The sequence below is a fragment of the Methyloversatilis discipulorum genome, from assembly GCF_018780585.1.
GTDB lineage: Bacteria > Pseudomonadota > Gammaproteobacteria > Burkholderiales > Rhodocyclaceae > Methyloversatilis > Methyloversatilis discipulorum_B.
In genome coordinates this window covers 17,531-38,590 of the sequence record NZ_JADMJL010000016.1, presented here as the reverse complement: position 1 = coordinate 38,590, position 21,060 = coordinate 17,531, and the positions used below count along the sequence as shown (strand labels likewise).

The window sequence follows — 21,060 nt, the reverse complement described above, 5'->3', positions numbered from 1 at the left end:
GAACAATATCATAAGGCACCTAACTATAGCAACAAGTATGAGGCGGGTTGCTCAAGGGCAATGACAGGGCGAGACAAAAGAGTTCACTTCGCGGCAGCATTTCCGAGATAATTAACAAGAATCATTCTCGTACGCATTAAAACAAATAGCCATGACTGCCCCAATCCTGCCGCTGCGCCTTCCGCTTCATCTTCTCGCGGCCTCGATCGCCGCGCTGCTCGCCCCGCTCGCCTCTGCCGAAGACGCGGTCGCAACCCTGCCTGCCGTCCGCGTCGACGCCGCTGGCGACATCGGCTTCACGGCGCGCAAGGCAAGCAGCAGCACCTTGAAGTCCGATCTGCCGCTGAACGAGACCGCACAGTCGGTCACCGTCGTGACCCGCGAACAGATGAATGCGCGCGGCGTGCAGTCGCTGACCGACGCGCTGCAGGGCGTGGCCGGCGTGGTGTCCGGCTACTACGGTCGCCGTGGCTGGGACGACTTCATCATCCGCGGCCAGCGCGCGACCGAATCGGTCTACGTCGATGGCCTCAGGGTAGAGATGGACGCGCGGGTCGCGCAGGAAACCTTTGGCGCCGAGCGCATCGAGGTGCTGAAGGGCCCGGCCTCGGTGAACTTCGGTCTGGTGCAGCCGGGCGGCATGGTCAATATGGTCAGCAAGCGCCCGCGGGCGGAGGCGTTCACCGAGGTCGCCCTCACCGGCGGCAGCGACAACTTCCGCCAGTTCACCTTCGACTTCGGGCGTCCGCTGTCCGACACCGGCCGCAGCGCAGTGCGCATCAACGGCCTGATGCTCAACAGCGACGACCCGACCGACTTCGTCTATTACAAGAACCGCTGGATCGCGCCGTCGATGTCGCTCGACCTCGGCACGCGCACCGACTTCACGATACTGACCAGCTTCCAGACGCGCGAGTACGTCCGGCAACAGGGGCTGCCGGTGCGCGGCTCGGTACTCCCGAACCCGAACGGCCGCGTAGACCGCAGCCTGTTCATCGGCGAACCGGGCTTCGGGCCCTACGAAGCAAGCCAGGCGCGCATCGGCTACGCGCTGGAACATCGATTCGACAGCGGCTGGACACTGCGGCAGAACTTCCGCTGGCAGGACTACGACATGGACGGGCGTCTGGTCGCCGTAGATAACGGTGCTTCGGGCGGCCTGCAGGCGAACAACAGGCAACTGAAGCGCCAGGGCACGCTGCAGGACTTCCGGGGCCACGGCTTCGGGCTGGACACCCATGTGTCCCGTGCGTTCGATACAGGCTCGATACGCCACACCGTGCTTGCAGGCGTCGACGTGAACCGGCACGCCAAGCGTGAAACCACGACTCGTTGCGCGGTCGGAATGCTCGACGTCTTCACGCCCGTGTATGGCTCGACAGTGAGTTGCAACGTCACGCCGCTGACTGATCTGGACGAAACCATCCGCTACACCGGTTTCTACCTGCGTGATCAGGTGCGTCTGACCGATCGGCTGAACGCCTCGGTCACACTGCGCCGTGACTGGGCGTCGATTGACTCGGTCAACATGCGTACCGGCGCCTCGATCACCGACGAGAACTACGCAACCACCACCGGCAGCGCCGGCCTGATCTACGAGGTGATCGACGACGTGTCGCCGTACGTGAGCTATGCGGAGTCCTTTCTGCCCCAGGGCGGATACGCGGCCAGCGGCGAGGCGGTGAAGCCGGAAAGCGGCAAACAGACCGAAGTCGGCGTCAAGTTCAGCTTCGCGCAAGGGCGCATCCAGGCGACCGTCGCCCACTTCGACCTCGAACGGCAGGACGTGCGCGCGAGCGACGGGTCCAACCCGGGCTTCTACATCCTGATCGGCGAGCAGCGCACGCGCGGCTACGAGCTGGAACTGCTGGCCGACCTGCGCAACGGCTGGAACCTGTCGGCCGCCTACGCAAACACCGACAGTGAAGTGGTGAGCGATGACACCGCCGCGAACATCGGCAAGCCGCTGGACAACGTGCCGCGCCACAGCGCCTCGCTGTGGGCGCAGTACCGCGTGCGCAGCGGCGCACTGACCGGTCTCGGCCTCGGTGCCGGGCTGCGCTACGAGAGCGAGAAACAGGGCTACAGCTTCGCCTACACGATTCCCGACTACACCGTGTTCGACGCCAGCGTGAGCTATATCGGCCAGGGTTACCGGCTGAGCCTGATCGCGAAGAACCTGTTCGACCGCGACTACTTCGCCGGCGGCCTCAACAACAACGTCATTCCGCTCGGCGACCCGCGCCGCGTGCTGGCGTCGGTCACGCTGGACTTCTGAGTGTGGCTTCGCAACGCACGCTCACCCTGCTGTTCACGGTGCACTCGTGGGCCGGCATCGTCACCGGCCTGCTGCTGTTCGTGATCTGCATGTCCGGCGCGCTGGCAGTGTTCAAGCACGAGATCGACCTGTGGGGCAATCCGTCGCTGCGCCACCTCGAACATGCGCAATCGCCGGTCGGGCCACAGGCCGTTCTGGCGGCCGTGCAGAGCGCGCTGCCCGGCAGCAAGGTAGAGAACATCGTGCTGCCGACCGACACCAGTCCGGCCTACTTCGCGCAGGTGCGGCATGAGAACGGTCTGCGCAGCAAGATCGCCGTCGACGCCGGCAACGCGGCCGTCATCGGCCCGGTGGACAGCGAACTGGGGCAATTCGTGCGCATGCTGCACGTGTTCCTGTTCTTCGCACCGCGCTGGATCGTCGGCTTTCTCGGTGCCGTCATGCTGGTGCTGGCACTGACCGGCATCGTGATTCACCGCAAGATCATGCGCGAGCTGTTCACGGTGCGCTGGCGCCGCAGCAGCCGGCTGGCCGCGTCCGACCTGCACAAGGCGTCCGCCATCTGGGGCCTCGCCTTCCATCTGCTCATCGCCTTCACCGGATGCTGGCTCGGCCTCGCACCGGTGTTCGAACAGAGCTGGCGTTACCTCAGCGGCGGCGCCGACCCCGCGGTCGCGCTGCCGAAGGACGCGCGCAAACAACCCATGCAGTCGCTGGACGCACTGCTGCTTCAGGCGCGTCGCGACCTGCCCGGACTGGAGCCGGAAACGATCTCGCTGCGCAACGCTCAGCGCGCCGATGCCGTCGTCACCATCTCCGGCGACCTGCCGCAGCAACTGATCAGCAGCGCCCGCGTCAGCTACGCCGGCGCGGATGGCCGCACGCTCGACCTGCGCGACCCGCGCCAACGCGGATTCTGGAGCCGCTTCGACGGCTGGATGGAGCCGCTGCACTTCGGCGATTTCGGCGGCCTCATGCTCAAGGCGCTGTATTGCGTGCTCGGTCTCAGCGCTGCCGGCCTAGCCATCAGCGGTACCGTGATCTGGGCCGACCGACGCCGCCAGCAGCACCGCTCGGGCGACGCCGCTCACAGTTCGGCCATGGCTGGAGGGCGCCTTGTTTGACCGCATCATGGCGGCGCTCCTGACCGCCGCACCGACTGCGCTGCTGCTCTGTGCCGCGACCAGCCTGTGGCTGGGCCGCCGTCTCGAACTGCTGCCGGGCAATCAGGGCCTGGGCCCCTGGCTGTTCATCCTGCTCTGGCTGCTGCTGACGGCGCTGAATGCGCGGGCCACACGGCCCGTTGCGGTCTGGCGGCGCGGCCTGCACGGCAACGCCGTCGGCAGCGCGACGGTCGCACTGAGCGGCCTGCTGCAGCATTCGCCGCAGGCCGGCGCCATGGCCGCCGCCTGTGCCGTCGCAGCACTGGCCTGTTCCGCCGGCGCAATGGCGCTGCCCCGCGCCGGCACTGCACCCGTGCGGGCCCCTGCCAGAGCGCGCCGCCCCACCCTGCTGCGTCGCTGCATGAACGACCTGCCCTGGTGGGTGCTCGCAGCCTGTTTCGTCGAAAGCTTCCGCATCGCCCAGACCGCTGGCGACGGTCGCGGCGCCGGTCACACCGGCATGCTCCTCGCCTTCTTCGTGCTGCTGCCGGCGCTGTCCCTGGTCGCCTGGTTCCGTGGTCCGGCCCGGCTCGCGTGGTTGATCGGCAGCGCCCTGCTCGGCTGGCTCGCACTCGCCGCCGATCGCCCGGTGCTGGCCGCGCTGGCGCTGACGGCGCTGCTATGCGCGCGCCCCTTGGGCGGACGGACACTGCCCTCGACAGGCGCGGCCACATGATCGCCGGCTTGACCGAATGCGGACTCGCGCTGACCGGCGCGGTGCCGGTGGCCGCACTGTTCGCCGCCGGCAACGCACGCGCCGCCGCCGACGCTGCGCCGCCGCGCTGGCTGATCGAACACGGTCGGCAACTGGCGCTGGCGAGCGCACTGGTGCAACTGCTGCTGGCGATGGCGAGCAGTGGCCCGATGGCCGGCAGCGTGCTGGTGCTGACGGCCTGGATGGTCGGCGGCAGCCTGTTCGTCCCCCTGGTGAATGCGTGGCCTGCGGTCACGCTCAGGTCCTCGGCAGCGCTGGCTGCCACCGGCGCGTTGATGGCGCTGACGGGTGCGCTCGCCTGAGGCGGCGCTGTTCGGCCCCGCACGCTTCGGCTAGCATGAATATCGTGTGCCGCATGCCAGTCGGGCATGCGGGCGCGACTTCCGATAACCGAAGCGATGCCCACGCCATGGACCTGACCGAAGCCATTGCCGCCGCCGCCGGCCTCGCCTGGGCCAGCGGCCTGCGGCTGTATGCCGTCATCTTTCTCGCCGGACTGGCGGGGCGGATGGAATGGGTCGAGCTGCCTGGCGAACTGGACGTGCTGGAACACCCGCTGGTACTGGCCGCCGCCGGTTTCATGCTGTGCGTCGAGTTCCTCGCCGACAAGGTGCCGGCGCTGGACAGCCTGTGGGACGGTCTGCACACCTTCATTCGCATTCCGGCCGGTGCGCTGCTTGCCGCCTGGGCACTGGCCGATCAGAGCACGCCGGTGGTGCTGGCCGGCGCGCTGCTCGGCGGCACGCTGACCGGCGCCACTCACCTGACCAAGGCCGGCAGCCGGGTGGCGATCAACGCCTCGCCGGAGCCGGTCAGCAACGTACTCGCCTCGACCAGCGAGGACGGCCTCGCGGTCGGCGGACTGTGGCTGGCCTTCGCCTACCCGGTGTTCTTCCTGGTGCTGCTCGCCTTCTTCGTTCTGCTCATGCTGTGGCTGCTGCCGCGCGTGTGGCGCTTCCTGACCGGATTGCTGTCCTGGGTGGCGGGCAAGCAGGCGCCCGGTTGACCTGCATCAGCCCGTCATGACCCGGCCGGCGCTTCAATGACGAAAACACGTCGAAAGGGAGGGAATCATGAAAGCGCTGTCCGATCTGCTGTCGACCGACTACGGGCTGATGAGCTTGGTGGTGATCGCCATCGTCATCTTCATGAGCATCTGGTTCGGCCGCTTCTTCAAGCGGCACATGGACGAGGATGCGGCCGCGGCGGCCAAGGCCGAACAATCCGGCCGACCGGCGCCGTGAACGCGCCCGCGTTCAGCGGGTAAGCACCTTCCACACGAGGCCGACGCCGGCCACCAGCAGGTCGGCCACGTCCAGGCCGCCGGCATCGCGAGCGCCTTCGATCTGGCGCTGCCGGTCGGCGCGGGCGCGTGTGCGCTCGCTCTCGACAATGGCGTCGGCCATCGACACCGGGTCGCGCGTGGTGCGCTTCACTTCCGCCTGGTGGTAGCCCTTCAGCGCATTTTCGACGGCGTCCGGATCGAGCAGCGAAAAGGCCGAGCGGCAGTGCGGGCAGGCGTGGTCCTTGCGGATGTCGACCGGCGCCCCGCAGCCGGTGCAGTAGATGGCGCCGACCCGCTTCGCCAGGTCGGCGATTTCGGCCGGCGTCATCTGCCGCACGAAGCCCTTCTCGACCATGAAGGACGAAAAGCTGCTGTAGCGGCCGTGCTTCTCGGGGCAGCGGTAGGTCATGTAACGCCCGCTGCGCACCAGATCGTAGCCCTTGTCGAGCTTGCGGCTGCAGCGCGGGCAGGCCATCACGTTGGCGACCGGATGCTGCATTTCGTCGCGGTGCGCGTGCAGCTGCTTGAACAGTTCGTTGACCGAGCCCGGCGACAGCTGCAGGTTCTCGAAAGTGTCGAACCACAACCCCTGGCAGTGCCAGCAGATGTCGAGTTCCATGTCCTCGCCGCCGTGATTCTTGAAGCGGTGCACCTTCATCGGCACGCGGCAGGACGGACAGTGCGGCGCTGAATTCTGCATGATGGTCGGTATGACGTCGGATCGCGATCTATCGGCGCGGGCAATGCCCGCCTGGTCTTGTCAGCGGCATGCGGGCACGCAAGGTTGAGGGCGATCAGCGCGCCGAGCGTGTCACCTTGACGCCTTCCGGCGCGCTGCGGTGAAAGGTGACCGGTACCGCCTGCGCCTTCAGTACGTTCTTGCGGATGCGGCCGACCACGTGCATTTCGCATTTCTTGCAGTCGAAACGCAGCGTGAGCTTGTCGTTGCCGTTCATCAGCGTCATCGGCTCGGCCTTCACCATGCCGCGCAGGTCGTACTCCTTCAGTTCCTTCGGGCACAGGTTGTGGCTGAAACGCAGGCAGTGCTTGGTGATCATCAGCGACACCTCGTCCAGCTCCTGGTTCGCCTCGTAGGCGTCGGCGATCAGTTCCACGCCGTGCTTGCGGTAGAAGGCGCGCGCCTTCTCGTTGTAGACGTTGGCCAGATAGGACAGCTCGGTGTCGGTGAAGCGCACCGGCGGTTCGACTGGCACGCCGGGCTGCGGTCGCTGGTGAGCGGCGATGCGGTTCGCCTCGAGCAGCGCCACCGCGTCGCGACGCAGGCCGTTCAGGGTCGACGCCGGCAGGAAGCGCGCCTCCGGCAGATCGATTGCGATATCGCCTGCTTCGAACAGCGTATTGCCCAGCTTGCCCAGGCTGTCGCGGATGCCGGCCAGCGCCCGCTCGACGTCACGCGCCGGCTGCTTGTCGTGCGCCAGTTCGACGCGGGCGCTGACGCCGTTCTCGTCGGTCATGGTCAGTGCGAAGCCGTCCGCCGTTTCCTCGAAGCGCAGGTCGGCACGGATGCGGCGGTCGGCCGACTTCTTCTCAAGTGCGCGCTCGAAAGCCTGGTCGCGGTTGCGGTACAGCGTCATGCCCGGCTTCAGATCGTCCGGCATCGCGTTCGGGTAGAGCTTGCGGCCCTGCGCGACGTTGATGCGCAGGCCCATCAGTTCGCGGTGGCTGTCGTAGTAGCTCAGGCCGTCGCCGTTGTGGATGTCCACCGCCGCATCGACCTCGATGTGATCGGCCGCCACCTTGCTGATCGTCGCCGCTTCCTCGCCGACAAAGCTCGGCGACTCGAACGCCTCGCTGCCGTGCTGGCGGCCGTTCGCGAAGTAGTCGGTCGAGCCGCGGTTGAAGGTTTTCTCCGGCTGCGGTACGAAGGTATAGGTGCAGCGGCCGCTGGAGGCACGGCGGTAGCCCGGCAGGTCGGCCAGCAGTTCGTTCAGCAGCGTGCTGTAGTGGGCGGTGATGTTCTTCACGTAGCCCAGGTCCTTCAGCCGGCCCTCGATCTTGAACGAGGACACGCCGGCATCGATCAGCGCACGCATATTGGCCGACTGGTCGTTGTCCTTCATCGACAGCAGGTGCTTGTCGTGCGCCACCACCCTGCCCTGGGCGTCGGTCAGCGTGTAGGGCAGACGACAGGCCTGCGAGCATTCGCCGCGGTTGGCGCTGCGGCCGGTATGCGCGTGGCTGATGAAGCACTGGCCGCTGAAGGCGACGCACAGCGCGCCATGCACGAAGTATTCGAGCGTACAGGAGGTGTTCGCCGCCACCTTGCGCACGTCCTCCAGCGTCATTTCGCGTGCCAACACGATCTGCGTGAAGCCGACGTCCTGCAGGAAGCGCGCCTTGGCCGCGTCGCGGATGTCGGTCTGCGTGCTGGCGTGCAGCTGTATCGGCGGCAGATCCATCTCAAGCAGCGCCATGTCCTGCACGATGAGCGCGTCCACACCGGCGTCGTACAGCTGCCAGATGGCGCGGCGGGCCGGTTCCAGCTCGTCGTCGCGCAATATCGTGTTGAAGGCCGTCAGCACGCGCGCGTGGTAGCGGTGCGCGTGCGTACAGAGGCGGGCGATGTCGGCGATGTCGTTGTCGGCGCCCTTGCGCGCACCGAAGGACGGGCCGCCGATGTAGACGGCGTCGGCGCCATGGTTGATCGCCTCGATGCCGAAATCGGCGTTCTTGGCGGGCGCGAGCAGTTCGAGTGTGCGACGGTCGGCGTTCATGATGCAGGGCCTGCGGGAAAGGCGGGATTATCCCTGATCCTGCGCCTCAGGCCATCGCCACGCGATCACGGCCGTCGCCCTTGGCCGCGTACAGCGCGCGGTCGGCACGGTCGACCAGCCGCACCGGCGTATCGTCGTCGGCGAAGGCGGTGACGCCGACACTGACCGTCGCCGTCACTGCCGCGCTACCGATCGGCAGCGGGCTGGCGCCGATCAGCGCACGCAGGGTTTCCGCCCGCTGGCGCGCGTCGTCGGCTGCGCAGTCCTTCAGCACCACCAGGAATTCCTCGCCGCCCCAGCGGCAGGCCATATCGGATGCGCGCAGGCCGCTGCGTATCAGCGCGCCGACGTGCTCGATCATGCGGTCGCCGGCCAGATGACCGTAGCGATCGTTCAAGGATTTGAAGTGATCGATGTCGATCAGCAGCACGGCCGACGGACGGCGGCTGCGCTGCACCTCGGCCACCGCGTGTTCGAGCATGATTTCGAAGGCGTGACGGTTGAGCAGGCCGGTCAGCCGGTCGGTGGTGGCCATCTGCTCCAGCCGGCGCTGGTAGCCACCCAGCGTCAGGCTGGCGAGCCACAGCACCGCCGCCGTCACCAGTGCGCAGATGAGCAGGTTGATGTAGAGCGTGCGGCGGATGTCGGCCAGCGCCTCGTTCTCGACCTTTTCGACGAACAGGTACCAGTCCAGCTCCGGCACGTAGCGCACATTGAGCAGGTAGTCCTTGCCGCCCTCGCGGTACTGGTAGGAACCGCTGTCGCGGGCCAGCACCTCGTGCGCGATGTCGCCCAGGCCTTCGACCTCGCCGATGCGCAGCGTGCCGTGCGAGGGCTGGTCGCCGTACAGCACGATGTTGCCGCTGCGGTCGACGAAATAGACGCCGCGGTGATAGCGCTGCTGGTAGCCGGACAGCAGCCGCCGCACCGTGTCGACGGTGAGGCCGACGCCGGTCACGCCCACCGTCTTGCCGGCGTAGTCGAACACGCGGTAATTGACGAATACGGTCAGCGTGTCGGGCGAAGCGGTGTCGGAATCGACGTTGATTTCGTACGGCGCATCGAGGTCGCGCGAACGGAAATACCAAGCATCGCGTTCGCTGCCCTGCTCCACCCGGCGCAGCACGCCGTCCGGGTGATAGTAGTTGCGGGTCGCTTCCGATACGAAAAAGCTGGTGAAGGTGCCGTAGCGCGTGCGGATTTCGCCGAGAAACTTGGTCATCGCCGGCACGTCGCGTTCGCCCTGCAGCACCCAGTCGCGGACGAAGGTGTCGCCGGCCATCACTGACGACACGAACACCGGCCGGATCAGATCCTTCTGGATCTCCGAATAGATGGTGTCGGAGGTCAGCGGCAGTTCGTTCTCGACGATGGAGCGCTGGATTTCGCGCTTCGACACCGAGTAGCTCAGCAGCGTATTGGCCAGAAAGCCAAGCGCGAGCAGCAGGCCCAGCATCAGCACCAGACGGCGACGGCCGGTCACGCCAGGCGAGGCGCGCACCTCGGCGGCCGGAACGACGGCTGCCGGGTCGCCGCCGGCAGGAACCACCGTGGCCTCTGCCTGGATCTTCATCGTTTCGGACATGCGGCCGCGCACAGGAGATTGACGTCCCCTGTTTTCGGCAATCCTGCGCCGGACTTTACCGCCGTGTGCAGCGGGCGCGCCGCGGCATCAGGCCGCACGGCGTCGGGCGGCCGCGCCCACCAGCAACAGGCCGCCCGCCATCAGGCCCCAGGTGGCCGGCTCGGGTATCGGCGCCGGCACGGTCGCCTGCAGGCTGCCAACCTCCCAGCCGATGTCGCGCAGCGCCGCCCAGTCGAGTTCGGTCATGTACCGGCGCGCCCCGGCGGGAATGACCGGCGACAGCAGCGGCACCTGATCGACGCCGTTCGCGGCCGCCCGCAAGGAGGTATCGAAATGCGCGTCGCTACCGTCGTTGCGCAGCAGCGGCGCGACACCGTCGTTGACCGCGGAGGCGCTGGCGCCGATGAAGCTGCGGTTGCTGACTTGGGCGAACCAGCTGTCGGCGGTGCCTATGCCCAGCACGTGCGCCGTCTCGTGCGCCGCCACCGTGTACAGGTCGAACAGCCCGGCGAAGTTCTCGACGGTGCCGACATCGTCGTCGGCGTACCAGCCGACGTTGGTGCCGAAGGTGATGGTGCCGCCCCAGGGCGCGAAATCGGTGGGCGGCGACGCCAATGCCTCCGGCTCGCCACGCCCGTCGGCCAGCGCAACGAAGTCGCCGCTGCCGCCCGCCACGTGAAAACCGGGCCCGCCCACACCCAGCGTCTGCCCGGAGAAGGCGCGCGCGCCAACGAAGATGCGGATCTCGTCGGCGGCCACCGTCAGCCCGGGCACCAGCACCGTACTGTTCAGCGGATCGACCGGATCGAAGATGCGGGCCTGGAACACGTCGTCGCCGGTGGGCGCGATGGCCGCCAGCGTGTCGTCCAGATTGCTGCCGAACAAGCGTGCAACGTCGTCGAGCACGGCACGTCGGTCGTCGGTGAAGAAGCCACCGCTGTCGTAGCGGTAGTCGAACACCACGTCTACGGCCCGCGCAGGCGCGCTCAGGCACAGGCTGGCTAGCGCGGCCGCGCAGAAGGTTCGCATCATCGTCCTGGCTCCCGGTGGGGCCGCACGGCGCGGCCCGGAAAACGCGAAGCGTACGCCCCCGCTGCCGCAAACTGAAGCCCGCGCAATCCCGGCGGCACACGGGCTCAAGCCCGCCTTTCCGGCAGGTATCGCCGAATCCGGTCCGTCGACAGTCTCGAACAGGCGACCGCGGGTGCGCCGCGTCGAACCGGGGGCAACGCGAAAGCCTACGCCGGAGCGAGCTCCCGGCTGATCCGGCGCAGCGCCCAAGCGGCGAAACTCTTATTCACGGACAGACACCTTTCGACATCCCGAGACTTGACCTCGCGCAGCGACAACGCCGGCCGGCGGCGCTAGTCTGAATCCCGACGCGAATGAAATGCGCACACCGTCTGCCGCAACGCCGCGGCAGGCAGGGCATTCCGGACGAGGAACGAATGGACAAGGAAAACGACGGGCCTCACCCGCAGCGAGACGTGCCCCCGCCCGGGCACACGTCAAGGCGTCTGCTGAGTCTGGTGCTGGACGACGAGCCGCGACAGCGCCTGCGCATATCCCGCGCATTCACGTCCATGCTGGTGTACGTGGTATGCCTTGGTCTGGCCGAATACGCGCTGGCGCACGACATGGCCGACCCGGTCGCGACCCGCCTGCTGCAGGGCGGCCTGATCGTGTGGATGGTGGTCGTCTACGCCACGCTGCGCAGCGGGCTGAACCTGCGGTTTCGCGATCCTTCGCTCACCTTCCTGCAGGTCATGGCGGCGGGCGCCTGGATCACCGCCGCCTACATCGTGTTCACGCCGGTCCGCGGTGCGCTGCTGATGCTGCTCGCGCTCACCCTCGTGTTCAGCATCTTCAATCTCGACCGCAGGGGACGCCGCATCTACAACGGATGCGTCGTCGTCGGCACCGGACTGACCATGTTCACGCTGTCCACGCTGCGCCCGGATGACTACCCGTTCCAGGTGGAGTGGGTGCACTTCGTGCTGACGGCCGTCGTCCTCGCAGTCATGGGCCAGCTGAGCGAACAGTTGCTGGCCATCCGGGCCCGCCTGCGCACCCAGCGCAACGAACTGGAGGCGGCGCTGAGCCGCATCCAGGAACTGGCCACGCGCGACGTGCTGACCGGACTGCCCAACCGCCGTTACGCCACCGACCTGTTCGCGCAACTGGCCCGCGGCGCAGAGCGGAACGGCTCGCCGCTCTCCGTCTGCCTGATCGATCTCGACCACTTCAAGCGCGTCAACGACACCTACGGACACAAGGCGGGTGACATCGTGCTGCAGCGCTTCGCCGACACCGCGACCGGTGCGCTGCGCGAGTCCGATGTGCTGGCGCGCTGGGGCGGCGAGGAGTTCCTCGTGCTGCTACCCGACACGCCGGTAAAGAAGGCCGATCAATCGATGGCGCGCGTGCGCGCGGCGCTGGCGCAGACCCGGCTGGTCACCGCCGCCGACGCGGCCGCGGTCACGTTCTCGGCTGGACTGGCCCAGTTCCGCCCCGGGGAATCGATCGAACACGCGGTGGAACGGGCGGACTTCGCGCTCTATCGCGCGAAGTCCGACGGGCGCAACCGCTGCGTGATCAGCGACTGATCGGCTTGTAGCGGATGCGCTTCGGTTTGGCGCCCTCTTCGCCGAGGCGTTTCTTCTTGTCGGCCTCGTATTCCTGGTAGTTGCCGTTGAAGAAGGTCCATTGCGAATCGCCCTCCGCCGCCAGGATATGGGTGGCGATGCGGTCGAGGAACCAGCGGTCGTGCGAGGTGACGAGCACGCAGCCGGAGAACTCGAGCAGCGCGTCTTCCAGCGCACGCAGCGTTTCCACGTCGAGGTCGTTCGACGGTTCGTCGAGCAGCAGCACGTTGCCGCCGGAAATCAGCGTCTTGGCCAGGTGCAGCCGGCCGCGCTCACCGCCCGACAGGTTGCCGACGATCTTCTGCTGGTCGCCGCCCTTGAAGTTGAAGCGGCCGATATAGGCGCGGCTGGGCATTTCGAAGCGACCGACGGTCAGGATGTCGGCCCCGTCGGACACCGCCTCGAACACCGTCTTCGTGCCATCCAGCCCGTCGCGGGTCTGGTCGACGGCGGCGATCTTGACCGTCGGGCCGACCACGATTTCGCCCGAATCCGGCGTGTCCTTGCCCTGGATCATCCGGAACAGCGTCGATTTGCCGGCGCCGTTCGGGCCGATCACACCGACGATGGCGCCCGGCGGAATGCTGAAGCTCAGGTTGTCGATCAGCAGGCGGTCGCCGAAGCCCTTCGAAACGTTGTGGAACTCGATCACCTTGTCGCCCAGGCGCTCGCCCGGCGGGATGAAGATTTCGTGCGTTTCGTTGCGCTTCTGGTACTCGACGCTGCTCATTTCCTCGTAGCGGGCCAGACGCGCCTTGCTCTTGGCCTGGCGCGCCTTCGGGTTGCCGCGCACCCACTCCAGTTCGGTCGCCAGCGCCTTCTGCCGCGCCGATTCCTGTGACTCTTCCTGGCGCAGCCGCTCACCCTTCTGGTCCAGCCAGCTGGAGTAATTGCCCTTCCACGGAATGCCGTGGCCACGGTCCAGTTCGAGGATCCACTCGGCCGCGTTGTCGAGGAAGTAGCGGTCGTGCGTCACCGCCACCACGGTGCCGGGGAAGCGCACCAGGAACTGCTCCAGCCAGTCCACCGATTCGGCGTCCAGATGGTTGGTCGGCTCATCCAGCAGCAGCATGTCCGGCTTGGACAGCAGCAGCTTGCACAGCGCCACGCGGCGCTTCTCGCCGCCGGACAGCGGGCCGATCTTCGCGTCCCAGGGCGGCAGGCGCAGCGCGTCGGCGGCGATTTCCATCTGCGTCTCGACGTCGGAACCGGCCGCCGCCAGCACGGCCTCGTACTTCGCCTGCTCTTCCGCCAGCTTGTCGAAATCGGCGTCCGGCTCGGCGTAGGCGGCGTAGATCTGCTCAAGCTTCTGGCGTGCCTCGACGATTTCGCCGAGGCCGGACTCGACCTCTTCCTTCACCGTCTTGTCCGGATCGAGTTCAGGCTCCTGCGGCAGATAGCCGATGCGCACGCCCGGCTGGTGCTGGACCTCACCGTCGTACTCGCGGTCGGCATTGGCCATGATGCGCAGCACCGTCGACTTGCCCGAGCCGTTCAGGCCGAGCAGGCCGATCTTGGCGCCGGGGAAGAAGGACAGCGATATGTCCTTGATGATCGTGCGCTTCGGGGGTACCACCTTGCTCACGCGGAGCATGGACATCACGTATTGGGCCATTTTCTGCAACTGCACCGACAGGGAAAGGGCGCAAGTATAAGCCGGGGCACAGGCGCCCAGCGGACCGGAGGGGTCAAGACCGGCCGCCGGCTGTCGATAAGTCCTTGACGCACCAGAAAGGTCACTGCGGCCCTAGGGTCTGTTGCCATTGAATCGCGAACCGCGTTTGCAGCGCGCGAGACACGGGCAAGGCGTGCGACGAAGTCGAGACTGGCCGTCTCGACAAGAAGCGCAACGCAGTCCGTGCCTCGCACGCTGCAAACCCGGAGGGCGCGAGTCCCGATGCGCCCAGCTCTGCGTTGGGCCTCCTGGCCTGACGGCCAGTCAGCCGGCGTCGGCCCGCCTTGATCCGGACGCATCGGAATTCGCGCGCGGCCCGCGATTCAATGGCAACAGACCCTAGCCCGCCGCCCCGACCTTGGTGACACGCCCGGAAAATGCAGGTTCAATACTCGACATGAGCGCAGCGCCCGACACGCGAGCTTCGACGGACCGTTCTGTCTGGCAGATCGGTCTGCCCGTTCTGCTTGCCACGCTCGGCGCGACGCTGGCTGTCTATCTGGTGTGGAACGAGATGGACCGTCGGCACCGCGAGCGCGTCGACGAACGTCTGGCCTTCGAGGCGCGCGACATCACGCAGCAGGTCGAACAACGCATGCGCGCCTACCGTCAGGTACTGCGCGGCGCACGCGCGCTGTTCGACGCATCGGACGAGGTCACGCAAGAGGACTGGAAGACCTATGTCGGCGCACTGTCGCTGCAGGAGGACTTTCCCGGCATACAGGGCGTCGGCTTCTCCGCCTACGTGAAGGCGGAGGATCTGGACACCCACATCGCGTCGATGCGCGCCCGCGGCCTCCGCGATTACGACATCCGTCCGCCGGGCGAACGTCCCGAGTACAGCAGCATCGTCTATCTGGAGCCGCAGGACTGGCGCAACCAGCGCGCCTTTTCGTTCGACATGCTGTCCGAGCCGGTACGCCGCGAGGCGATGCAGCGCGCCCGTCGCACCGGCGAAGCGGCGCTGACCGGCAAGGTCAGGCTGATCCAGGAAGCTGACCGCGACATCCAGACCGGCGTACTGCTCTATCTGCCCGCCTACCGCCGCGGCCTGCCCACCGGCACCGAGGCGGAACGCGCAGCGGCGCTCAGCGGCTGGGTCTACAGCCCCTTCCGCATGCTCGACCTGATGGCCGGCACACTCGGCCGCATGCAACCCTCCTTGCGCCTGCGCATCTACGACGGCGGCGCCGCCGAGCCGGAGGCGCTGCTGTTCGACAGCCATGGGACGGATTCGGTCCGCTTCGACGCGCCGACGCATTCCATCTCGCGCGACATCGACGGGCGACGCTGGTTGCTGGTGTTCGAGCAACGGCGGGAGGCGGCGGCCGACCTTGATCGCTGGCACACCGAACTGGCGCTGGTCGTACTGTTCGGCGCGCTCGTAGTAGCACTCACCGCCAGTCTCGGACTGGCCCGCCGCCGGGCTGCGCGGCTGGCCGAGCTGGGCGCTTCGCTGGCGCGCAGCGAAGCGCTGTACTCGACGCTGGTCAACCTGTCCGGCGAGAGCATCCTCGCGCTCGACGCACGGGGCCATATCGAATACGCCAACCCGGGCCTGCACCGGATGCTCAACCTCGACGCGCGCGACGTCGGCGGCCGCTCGCTCGGCGAACTGGCCTTCGACGGCAACCGGCACGCACTGCAGTCGATGGCGGATGCGCTGCTCGGGGGCGACACCGTACGCATGGAACTGACGCTGCAGAGCCGCGACCGCGGCGAAGTCGCCGTCCTCGCCTCCGGCGTACCGCGCACCGACAGCGCCGGCCGCGTCACCGGCGCCATCATCGTCATGGCCGACATCAGCGAACGCAAGGCGGACGAGGCGAGGATCGCCTGGCTGGCCACGCATGACAGCCTGACCGGCCTGCCCAACCGCTCGCTGCTGGTGGAGCGGCTGAACCGGACGCTGGCGTCCGCCAAGCGTTACCGGCGGCGTTTCTGTCTGCTGTTCATCGACCTCGACCACTTCAAGGAGGTGAACGACCGCATGGGGCATCACGCCGGCGACGAGGTGCTGATCGAAGCGAGCCGCCGCATGCTCGCCTGCCTGCGCGCAGCCGATACGCTGGCCCGCCACGGCGGCGACGAGTTCGTCGCCCTGCTGCCGGAAACCGGTTCGATCGAGGCCGCATGCGCGGTGGCGGATAAAATACGGCTGCGTCTCGGCGAACCGTTCCCGCTCGAACAGGGGCAGGCGCAGATATCCGCCAGCCTGGGCGTCGTGATGTGCCCGGACCACGGCGACGACTTCGACACCCTGGTCGCCCGTGCCGATCAGGCGATGTACGCGGCAAAGGCAGCGGGACGGAATACCATCGCGGTGTGGACCGCCCCGGACAACAAGGACACTCAATGATCGGATCGATCGGCCTCATCGTCATCGGCGCACTGCTGCTGGCGTCCAACCTCAATCTTTTTTCGCTGCGCGAGCTGGCCGAACTGTTCGGCACCTGGTGGCCGGCCCTGCTGATCGCCGCCGGCGTCGCCGGCCTGATCAAGCGCAAGTAGGTCTCGCCACCGCGGCCGTATCGAACCGTAAAGAATTCACGTTTTTTTCCGATATTCAGGCACTTGCCTCTGGAGTGCCCGACATGAACGGACTGAAAACACTGCGCGGCCGCCTGCTGGCCCTCGGCTTCGTCGCCCTCGCCGGGCTGCTTGCGGCCGGCGGCTTCGGCCTGCTGCAGCTCTACCGACTCGACCGCGGCGTCGGCGAGGATCTTGCGCGTCTGCAGCGCACCGTCGCCATCGGCCTCGACGTGCAGAACGCCAGCATCGACTTCAAGACCCAGGTGCAGGAATGGAAGAACATCCTGATCCGCGGCAACGACGTCGAGCAGTTCCAGCGCTACAGCAAGAGTTTCGAAAAGCACGCGCAGGAGGTGTCATCCCGTCTGGGCGACATCTCCGGTCGCCTGCAGGCCGAAGGATCGCCACGTGTCGCGGAAGTGAAGGCTCTGGCTGCCGCCCACGCCGCCATGCATGAGCGCTACGTCGCGGCACTGAAGAATTTCGACGCGGCCGACCCCGAATCCGGCAAGAAGGTCGACCGCGCGGTGAAGGGCATAGACCGCAGCGCGACCGAGGCGATGACCGCGCTGACCCGGCTGATCGAACAGGACGTGAAGGCGCTGGGTGACGACACGCGCGCCCGCACCAGCGCGCTGTACCGCACCGGTCTGATCACGCTCAGCGTCGCCATCGCCGTGCTGTCGCTGCTGCTGATCGTCGGCATCGTGCTGACGCTGCGCCGACTGACCACCAGTCTGTCCTCGCTGCAGGGTGCGCTGGGGCAGGCACGGGCACGGATGGACCTGACCGTGCGTGCGCCTGACAGCCGCGGCGACGAACTGTCGGCGGCCGGCGCGTCGATCAATGCGCTGTTCGCCGAGCTGCAATCGACACTGAAGTCGATGCGCGACAACGCGCAGCAGGTCGCCAGCCATTCATCGTCGCTGCACGGTTCCGTCGATACGCTGGCCGGCGCCGTGGCGCAGCAGAACGACTCGACCTCGAACATGGCGGCGGCAGCCGAACAGCTCGCCGTCAGCGTGGCCCACGTCAGCGAAAGTGCCGGTCACGCGCGCGACGTATCGCGCAGTTCGCTCGAACGCGCCGACTTTGGCGGCAACGTGATCGAAACCACCGCATCGTCGATGCGCGACGCCGCGGTCGACGTTCAGGCGGCCGCCGGCGGCATGGAAGAACTGAGCCGTCAGGTGGAACAGATCGGCGAGATCGCCAGCACCATCAAGGGCATCGCCGACCAGACCAATCTGCTGGCGCTCAACGCCGCGATCGAGGCCGCACGCGCCGGCGAACAGGGCCGCGGTTTCGCGGTGGTGGCCGACGAGGTGCGCAAACTGGCCGAGCGCACGACCGAAGCGACCAAACAGATCGACAGCGTGGTTGGCAACGTGCAGTCGGTGACCGAGCAGACCCGTACCAGCATGCAGGAACTGGTGTCGCAGTTCGATCACATCGGCAGTTCGACGCAGCAGGCGGCGCAGGCGATGGACGATATCAAGAGCGAATCGCGCAATGCTGTCGGTGCCACCGATGAGATTTCACGCGCGCTGCGCGAACAGACCAGCGCCAGCGAAAGCATCGCGCAGCAGGTCGAGCGCATCGCCGGCATGAGCGAGCACAACAGCGCGGCGGTGCGTCAGGTCAGCCACGCGGCCGACGCGATGAACGCGCTGTCGCAGTCGATGCGGCAGCGGCTGGAAACCTTCGTCGTCTGATCCGGCGACACGGCCCGCTCGCGCGGGCCGGCGCCCTCACTTGCGACCGTAGGTGTCCTCGAAGCGGACGATGTCGTCCTCGCCCAGATAGCTGCCGGACTGCACCTCGATCATTTCCAGCGGCAGCTTGCCCGGGTTCTCCAGCCGGTGCGTGGTGCCCAGCGGAATGTAGGTGGACTGGTTCTCCGACAGCAGCAGCACGTTGTCGCCGCAGGTCACGCGCGCGGTGCCGCTGACCACGATCCAGTGTTCGGCGCGGTGGTGGTGCATCTGCAGCGACAGCGAAGCACCCGGATTGACGACGATGCGCTTGACCTGGAAGCGCGGGCCGGCGTCGATCGAATCGTAATAGCCCCACGGGCGATACACCTTGCGGTGGTTTTCCGCCTCCGGCCGCTTGCGCGCCTTCAGTTCGGTCACGATGCGCTTGACGTCCTGGGTGCGGTCCTTGGCCGCCACCATGACAGCGTCGCTGGTTTCGACCACCACCACGTCCTTCAGGCCGAGGCAGCTCACCATGCGCGTTTCGGCGAACACCAGACTGCCGGAGGTGTCCTGCAGCAGCACGTCGCCACGCGCCACGTTGCCGTCGGCGTCCTTGTCGGCAACCTGCCACAGCGCATCCCAGGCGCCAACGTCGGACCAGCCTGCGTCCAGCGGTACGACCACCGCCGGCGCCACGCGCGGTTCGCCAGCGGCCAGCGGTTCCATGATTGCGTAGTCGATCGAATCCGACGGGCAGGCGGCGAAAGCGGCCTTGTCGACGCGATAGAAGTCGCGATCGGCCGCGCCGCCCTCGTAGGCGGCGCGGCTGGCCGCCTCGATGTCCGGGCGGAAACGCTTCAGCAGATCCAGCGCGACGCTGGCCTTCATCATGAAGATGCCGGCGTTCCACAGATAGTTGCCGCTTTCCAGGTAGGACTGCGCGGTCGGCGCGTCCGGCTTCTCGACGAAGCGGTCCAGCGTGCGCGCCGGGCTGCCGGCCAGTGCGGCACCCACCTTGATGTAGCCGTAACCGGTTTCGGCGCGGTCCGGCGTGATGCCGAAAGTGACCACCGCGCCCTGCTGCGCCTGGGCGGCACCGATGGCCACCGCATCGCGGAAGGCAGCGGTGTCGCGGATGACGTGGTCGGACGGCATGACCAGCAGCACGGTATCGGGGCCGGCTGCGGCCAGCGCGGCCAGTGCCAGCGCCGGCGCGGTATTGCGGCCGACCGGTTCGAGCAGCAGCGCGGCCGGATGCACGCCGATCTGACGCAGCTGTTCGGCCGTCAGGAAGCGGTATTCCTCGTTGCACACCACCAGCGGCGGCGCCAGTTCGATGCCGGGCGCGCCGGCGCGCAGCGCGGTGTCCTGCAGCAGCGTGTTGTCACCATCGAGCGGCAGCAGCTGTTTCGGGTAGCGTTCGCGCGAAAGGGGCCACAGGCGGGTGCCGGAACCGCCGCACAGGATGACGGGCTGCAGGGACATGACGGAAACCTGAAAGGATGTCGGAAGCGCCCGAGTTTAAGCGACGCCTGCACGCCGTCTGCGATAAATCCGTTACAGCCGGTGTGCCGGCCCCAGTTCAGGCGAGCCAGCGCTCCATCTGATGGACCGGCGCGTTGCGCAGCAGGTGGAGCTGCGGATTGTCGCGCTGCGCGCTCTGGCCGGATTCGATCACCCTGACCGGCTCGCGCTCGAGGATGCACAACCGGCGACTGATGCAGTCGGCGCGCCACTGCGCATTGGCGGCCCGGCCCCGCTCCTCGACCGCGATCCGGGTCAGCGCGAACTCGTCCTGCGGGTTCTCCCGCTCGATGCGCCGGCGGATGGCGGCGTGCGCCTTGTCCAGGCTGCCCTGCTGCACACAGAGGTCGTACAGCGCGGCCAGGCAGCGGAAATTGCGTATCGGTATCGGCCGCACGCCCTTCAGCCAGGCCAGCGCGACGACCAGTTTTCGGCCGTAGGTATCGTAGGCGTAGTGCAGCCATTCGGCGCGGAAAACGGGCTGTCGGCCAACCGCCTGCAGCGCCCGCGTCCACGCCGGATCGAAACCGGCCTTGCGCGGGCCACGGCTCAGCGCGTCGGCCCAGCGCACCTGGGCGGCGCGCGACGGCAACCGCAGCATGCGCTGCCATTCGTCCCACAGCGCGCCGAAACAGGCGCGCAGCGCGGCCTCGTCGCGCGCGGCGAAACGGCGGAACAGCGCCTGCAGCGTGCCGGTGCCCAGATTGACCTGCAGAGGCCCGAAGGACAGACCGGCGCCGTCGAAATTGCCGGTCACCTGCAGATAGGGATCGCCACGGGTTTCGAACGCGGCCGTCACCGCGATGGCCAGATCGAGCGCACGCTCGGCGGCCAGCGCAGGCAACTTCGACGGGTCGTGCATCTCGACATAGATCAGGTCGCCGCGCAGCTCGACCCGCGCCAGCCAGCCGTCGCGCGCGACACGGCGGGCGGCGTCGGCCAGCGCCACCGGGTCGGCCGCCTTCAGCCAGACGAAAAGCCCTTCGATCCCTGCGCCCAGACCACCGCGGGGCGCAACGCCGGCAATGCTGACACCGGCCCCGAGCTCGTCGCGTACCCGCTGCACGGCCGCCAGCAGTTCGCGATGCACGCGCACCGTGCCGTCGGCGCGCGCGTATTCCGACAACTGGAAGTTGGGCGTGACGCGGGCGCGCGCCGGGCCACCGATCAGATAGTCGTCCGCGTACTTCAGTCCGCTGGCCATGTGTCCTCCTTGAGTCCCG

At 67.5% G+C, this 21,060-nt stretch carries 17 protein-coding genes; 10 read left to right on the top strand and 7 right to left on the bottom strand.

What is annotated here, in order from left to right; genetic code table 11:
- The first annotated feature begins 151 nt into the window (after positions 1-151).
- The 6 genes from IV112_RS06175 (at position 152) to IV112_RS06150 (ending at position 5,400) form a co-directional block, all read left to right on the top strand.
- Positions 152-2,278, top strand: a complete 2,127-nt coding sequence (locus IV112_RS06175) for a TonB-dependent siderophore receptor (protein WP_304001892.1) — start codon at positions 152-154, stop codon at positions 2,276-2,278.
- Between the two features lie 2 nt (positions 2,279-2,280).
- The gene (locus IV112_RS06170) at positions 2,281-3,402 is read left to right on the top strand and encodes a PepSY-associated TM helix domain-containing protein (protein ID WP_304001891.1); all 1,122 of its coding nucleotides are present in this window, start codon (positions 2,281-2,283) and stop codon (positions 3,400-3,402) included.
- Complete coding sequence (locus IV112_RS06165) at positions 3,395-4,117, top strand: hypothetical protein (protein ID WP_304001890.1); 723 nt, start codon at positions 3,395-3,397, stop codon at positions 4,115-4,117. Before IV112_RS06170 ends, IV112_RS06165 begins: the two co-directional genes overlap by 8 nt.
- Positions 4,114-4,458 carry a hypothetical protein gene (locus IV112_RS06160; RefSeq protein ID WP_304001888.1) on the top strand — a complete coding sequence of 115 codons (345 nt, stop codon included), beginning with the start codon at positions 4,114-4,116 and terminating at the stop codon, positions 4,456-4,458. The genes IV112_RS06165 and IV112_RS06160 overlap by 4 nt, the downstream gene beginning before the upstream one ends.
- 107 nt (positions 4,459-4,565) lie before the next feature.
- Entirely contained in the window at positions 4,566-5,162 is a 597-nt protein-coding gene (locus tag IV112_RS06155) for a DUF4126 domain-containing protein (RefSeq protein WP_029143807.1), read from the top strand.
- A gap of 67 nt (positions 5,163-5,229) precedes the next feature.
- Positions 5,230-5,400 carry a DUF3149 domain-containing protein gene (locus IV112_RS06150; RefSeq protein WP_019917152.1) on the top strand — a complete coding sequence of 57 codons (171 nt, stop codon included), beginning with the start codon at positions 5,230-5,232 and terminating at the stop codon, positions 5,398-5,400.
- A gap of 12 nt (positions 5,401-5,412) precedes the next feature.
- Here IV112_RS06150 and IV112_RS06145 read toward each other — a convergent pair whose 3' ends face one another.
- The 4 genes from IV112_RS06145 to IV112_RS06130 all read right to left on the bottom strand — a co-directional run bounded on the left by IV112_RS06145 (position 5,413) and on the right by IV112_RS06130 (position 10,793).
- Positions 5,413-6,141, bottom strand: a complete 729-nt coding sequence (locus tag IV112_RS06145; protein ID WP_304001886.1) for a zf-TFIIB domain-containing protein — start codon at positions 6,139-6,141, stop codon at positions 5,413-5,415.
- 94 nt (positions 6,142-6,235) lie between these two features.
- Positions 6,236-8,176 carry a peptidase U32 family protein gene (locus IV112_RS06140; RefSeq protein WP_304001884.1) on the bottom strand — a complete coding sequence of 647 codons (1,941 nt, stop codon included), beginning with the start codon at positions 8,174-8,176 and terminating at the stop codon, positions 6,236-6,238.
- A gap of 46 nt (positions 8,177-8,222) precedes the next feature.
- Positions 8,223-9,749 (bottom strand): sensor domain-containing diguanylate cyclase, encoded by a 1,527-nt coding sequence (locus tag IV112_RS06135; protein ID WP_304001882.1) that lies wholly within the window; start codon positions 9,747-9,749, stop codon positions 8,223-8,225.
- A 99-nt stretch (positions 9,750-9,848) separates the two neighbouring features.
- Positions 9,849-10,793, bottom strand: a complete 945-nt coding sequence (locus IV112_RS06130) for a PEP-CTERM sorting domain-containing protein (RefSeq protein WP_304001881.1) — start codon at positions 10,791-10,793, stop codon at positions 9,849-9,851.
- A gap of 416 nt (positions 10,794-11,209) precedes the next feature.
- Here IV112_RS06130 and IV112_RS06125 point away from each other — a divergent pair, with 416 nt between their 5' ends.
- A complete protein-coding gene (locus IV112_RS06125; protein WP_304001879.1) occupies positions 11,210-12,367 on the top strand; it encodes a GGDEF domain-containing protein in 1,158 nt (385 codons plus the stop codon).
- Here the strand turns inward: IV112_RS06125 and ettA are convergent.
- A complete protein-coding gene (ettA, locus tag IV112_RS06120) occupies positions 12,357-14,021 on the bottom strand; it encodes an energy-dependent translational throttle protein EttA (RefSeq protein ID WP_019917146.1) in 1,665 nt (554 codons plus the stop codon). The two genes, IV112_RS06125 and ettA, sit on opposite strands and share 11 nt — an antisense overlap.
- 457 nt (positions 14,022-14,478) lie before the next feature.
- Between ettA and IV112_RS06115 the strand changes: the two genes are divergently transcribed.
- The 3 genes from IV112_RS06115 (at position 14,479) to IV112_RS06105 (ending at position 18,328) form a co-directional block, all read left to right on the top strand.
- Positions 14,479-16,440 carry a CHASE domain-containing protein gene (locus IV112_RS06115; RefSeq protein WP_304001875.1) on the top strand — a complete coding sequence of 654 codons (1,962 nt, stop codon included), beginning with the start codon at positions 14,479-14,481 and terminating at the stop codon, positions 16,438-16,440.
- Positions 16,437-16,592, top strand: a complete 156-nt coding sequence (locus tag IV112_RS06110) for a LiaI-LiaF-like domain-containing protein (RefSeq protein ID WP_019917143.1) — start codon at positions 16,437-16,439, stop codon at positions 16,590-16,592. The genes IV112_RS06115 and IV112_RS06110 overlap by 4 nt, the downstream gene beginning before the upstream one ends.
- Before the next feature lie 83 nt (positions 16,593-16,675).
- A complete protein-coding gene (locus IV112_RS06105) occupies positions 16,676-18,328 on the top strand; it encodes a methyl-accepting chemotaxis protein (protein WP_304001872.1) in 1,653 nt (550 codons plus the stop codon).
- Positions 18,329-18,364: 36 nt separating this feature from the next.
- Here the strand turns inward: IV112_RS06105 and IV112_RS06100 are convergent, their stop codons facing one another.
- Entirely contained in the window at positions 18,365-19,798 is a 1,434-nt protein-coding gene (locus IV112_RS06100; RefSeq protein ID WP_304001870.1) for a mannose-1-phosphate guanylyltransferase/mannose-6-phosphate isomerase, read from the bottom strand.
- A 97-nt stretch (positions 19,799-19,895) separates the two neighbouring features.
- Positions 19,896-21,041, bottom strand: coding sequence for a hypothetical protein (locus IV112_RS06095; RefSeq protein ID WP_304001868.1), 1,146 nt, complete (start codon positions 21,039-21,041; stop codon positions 19,896-19,898).
- Positions 21,042-21,060: the final 19 nt, after the last annotated feature.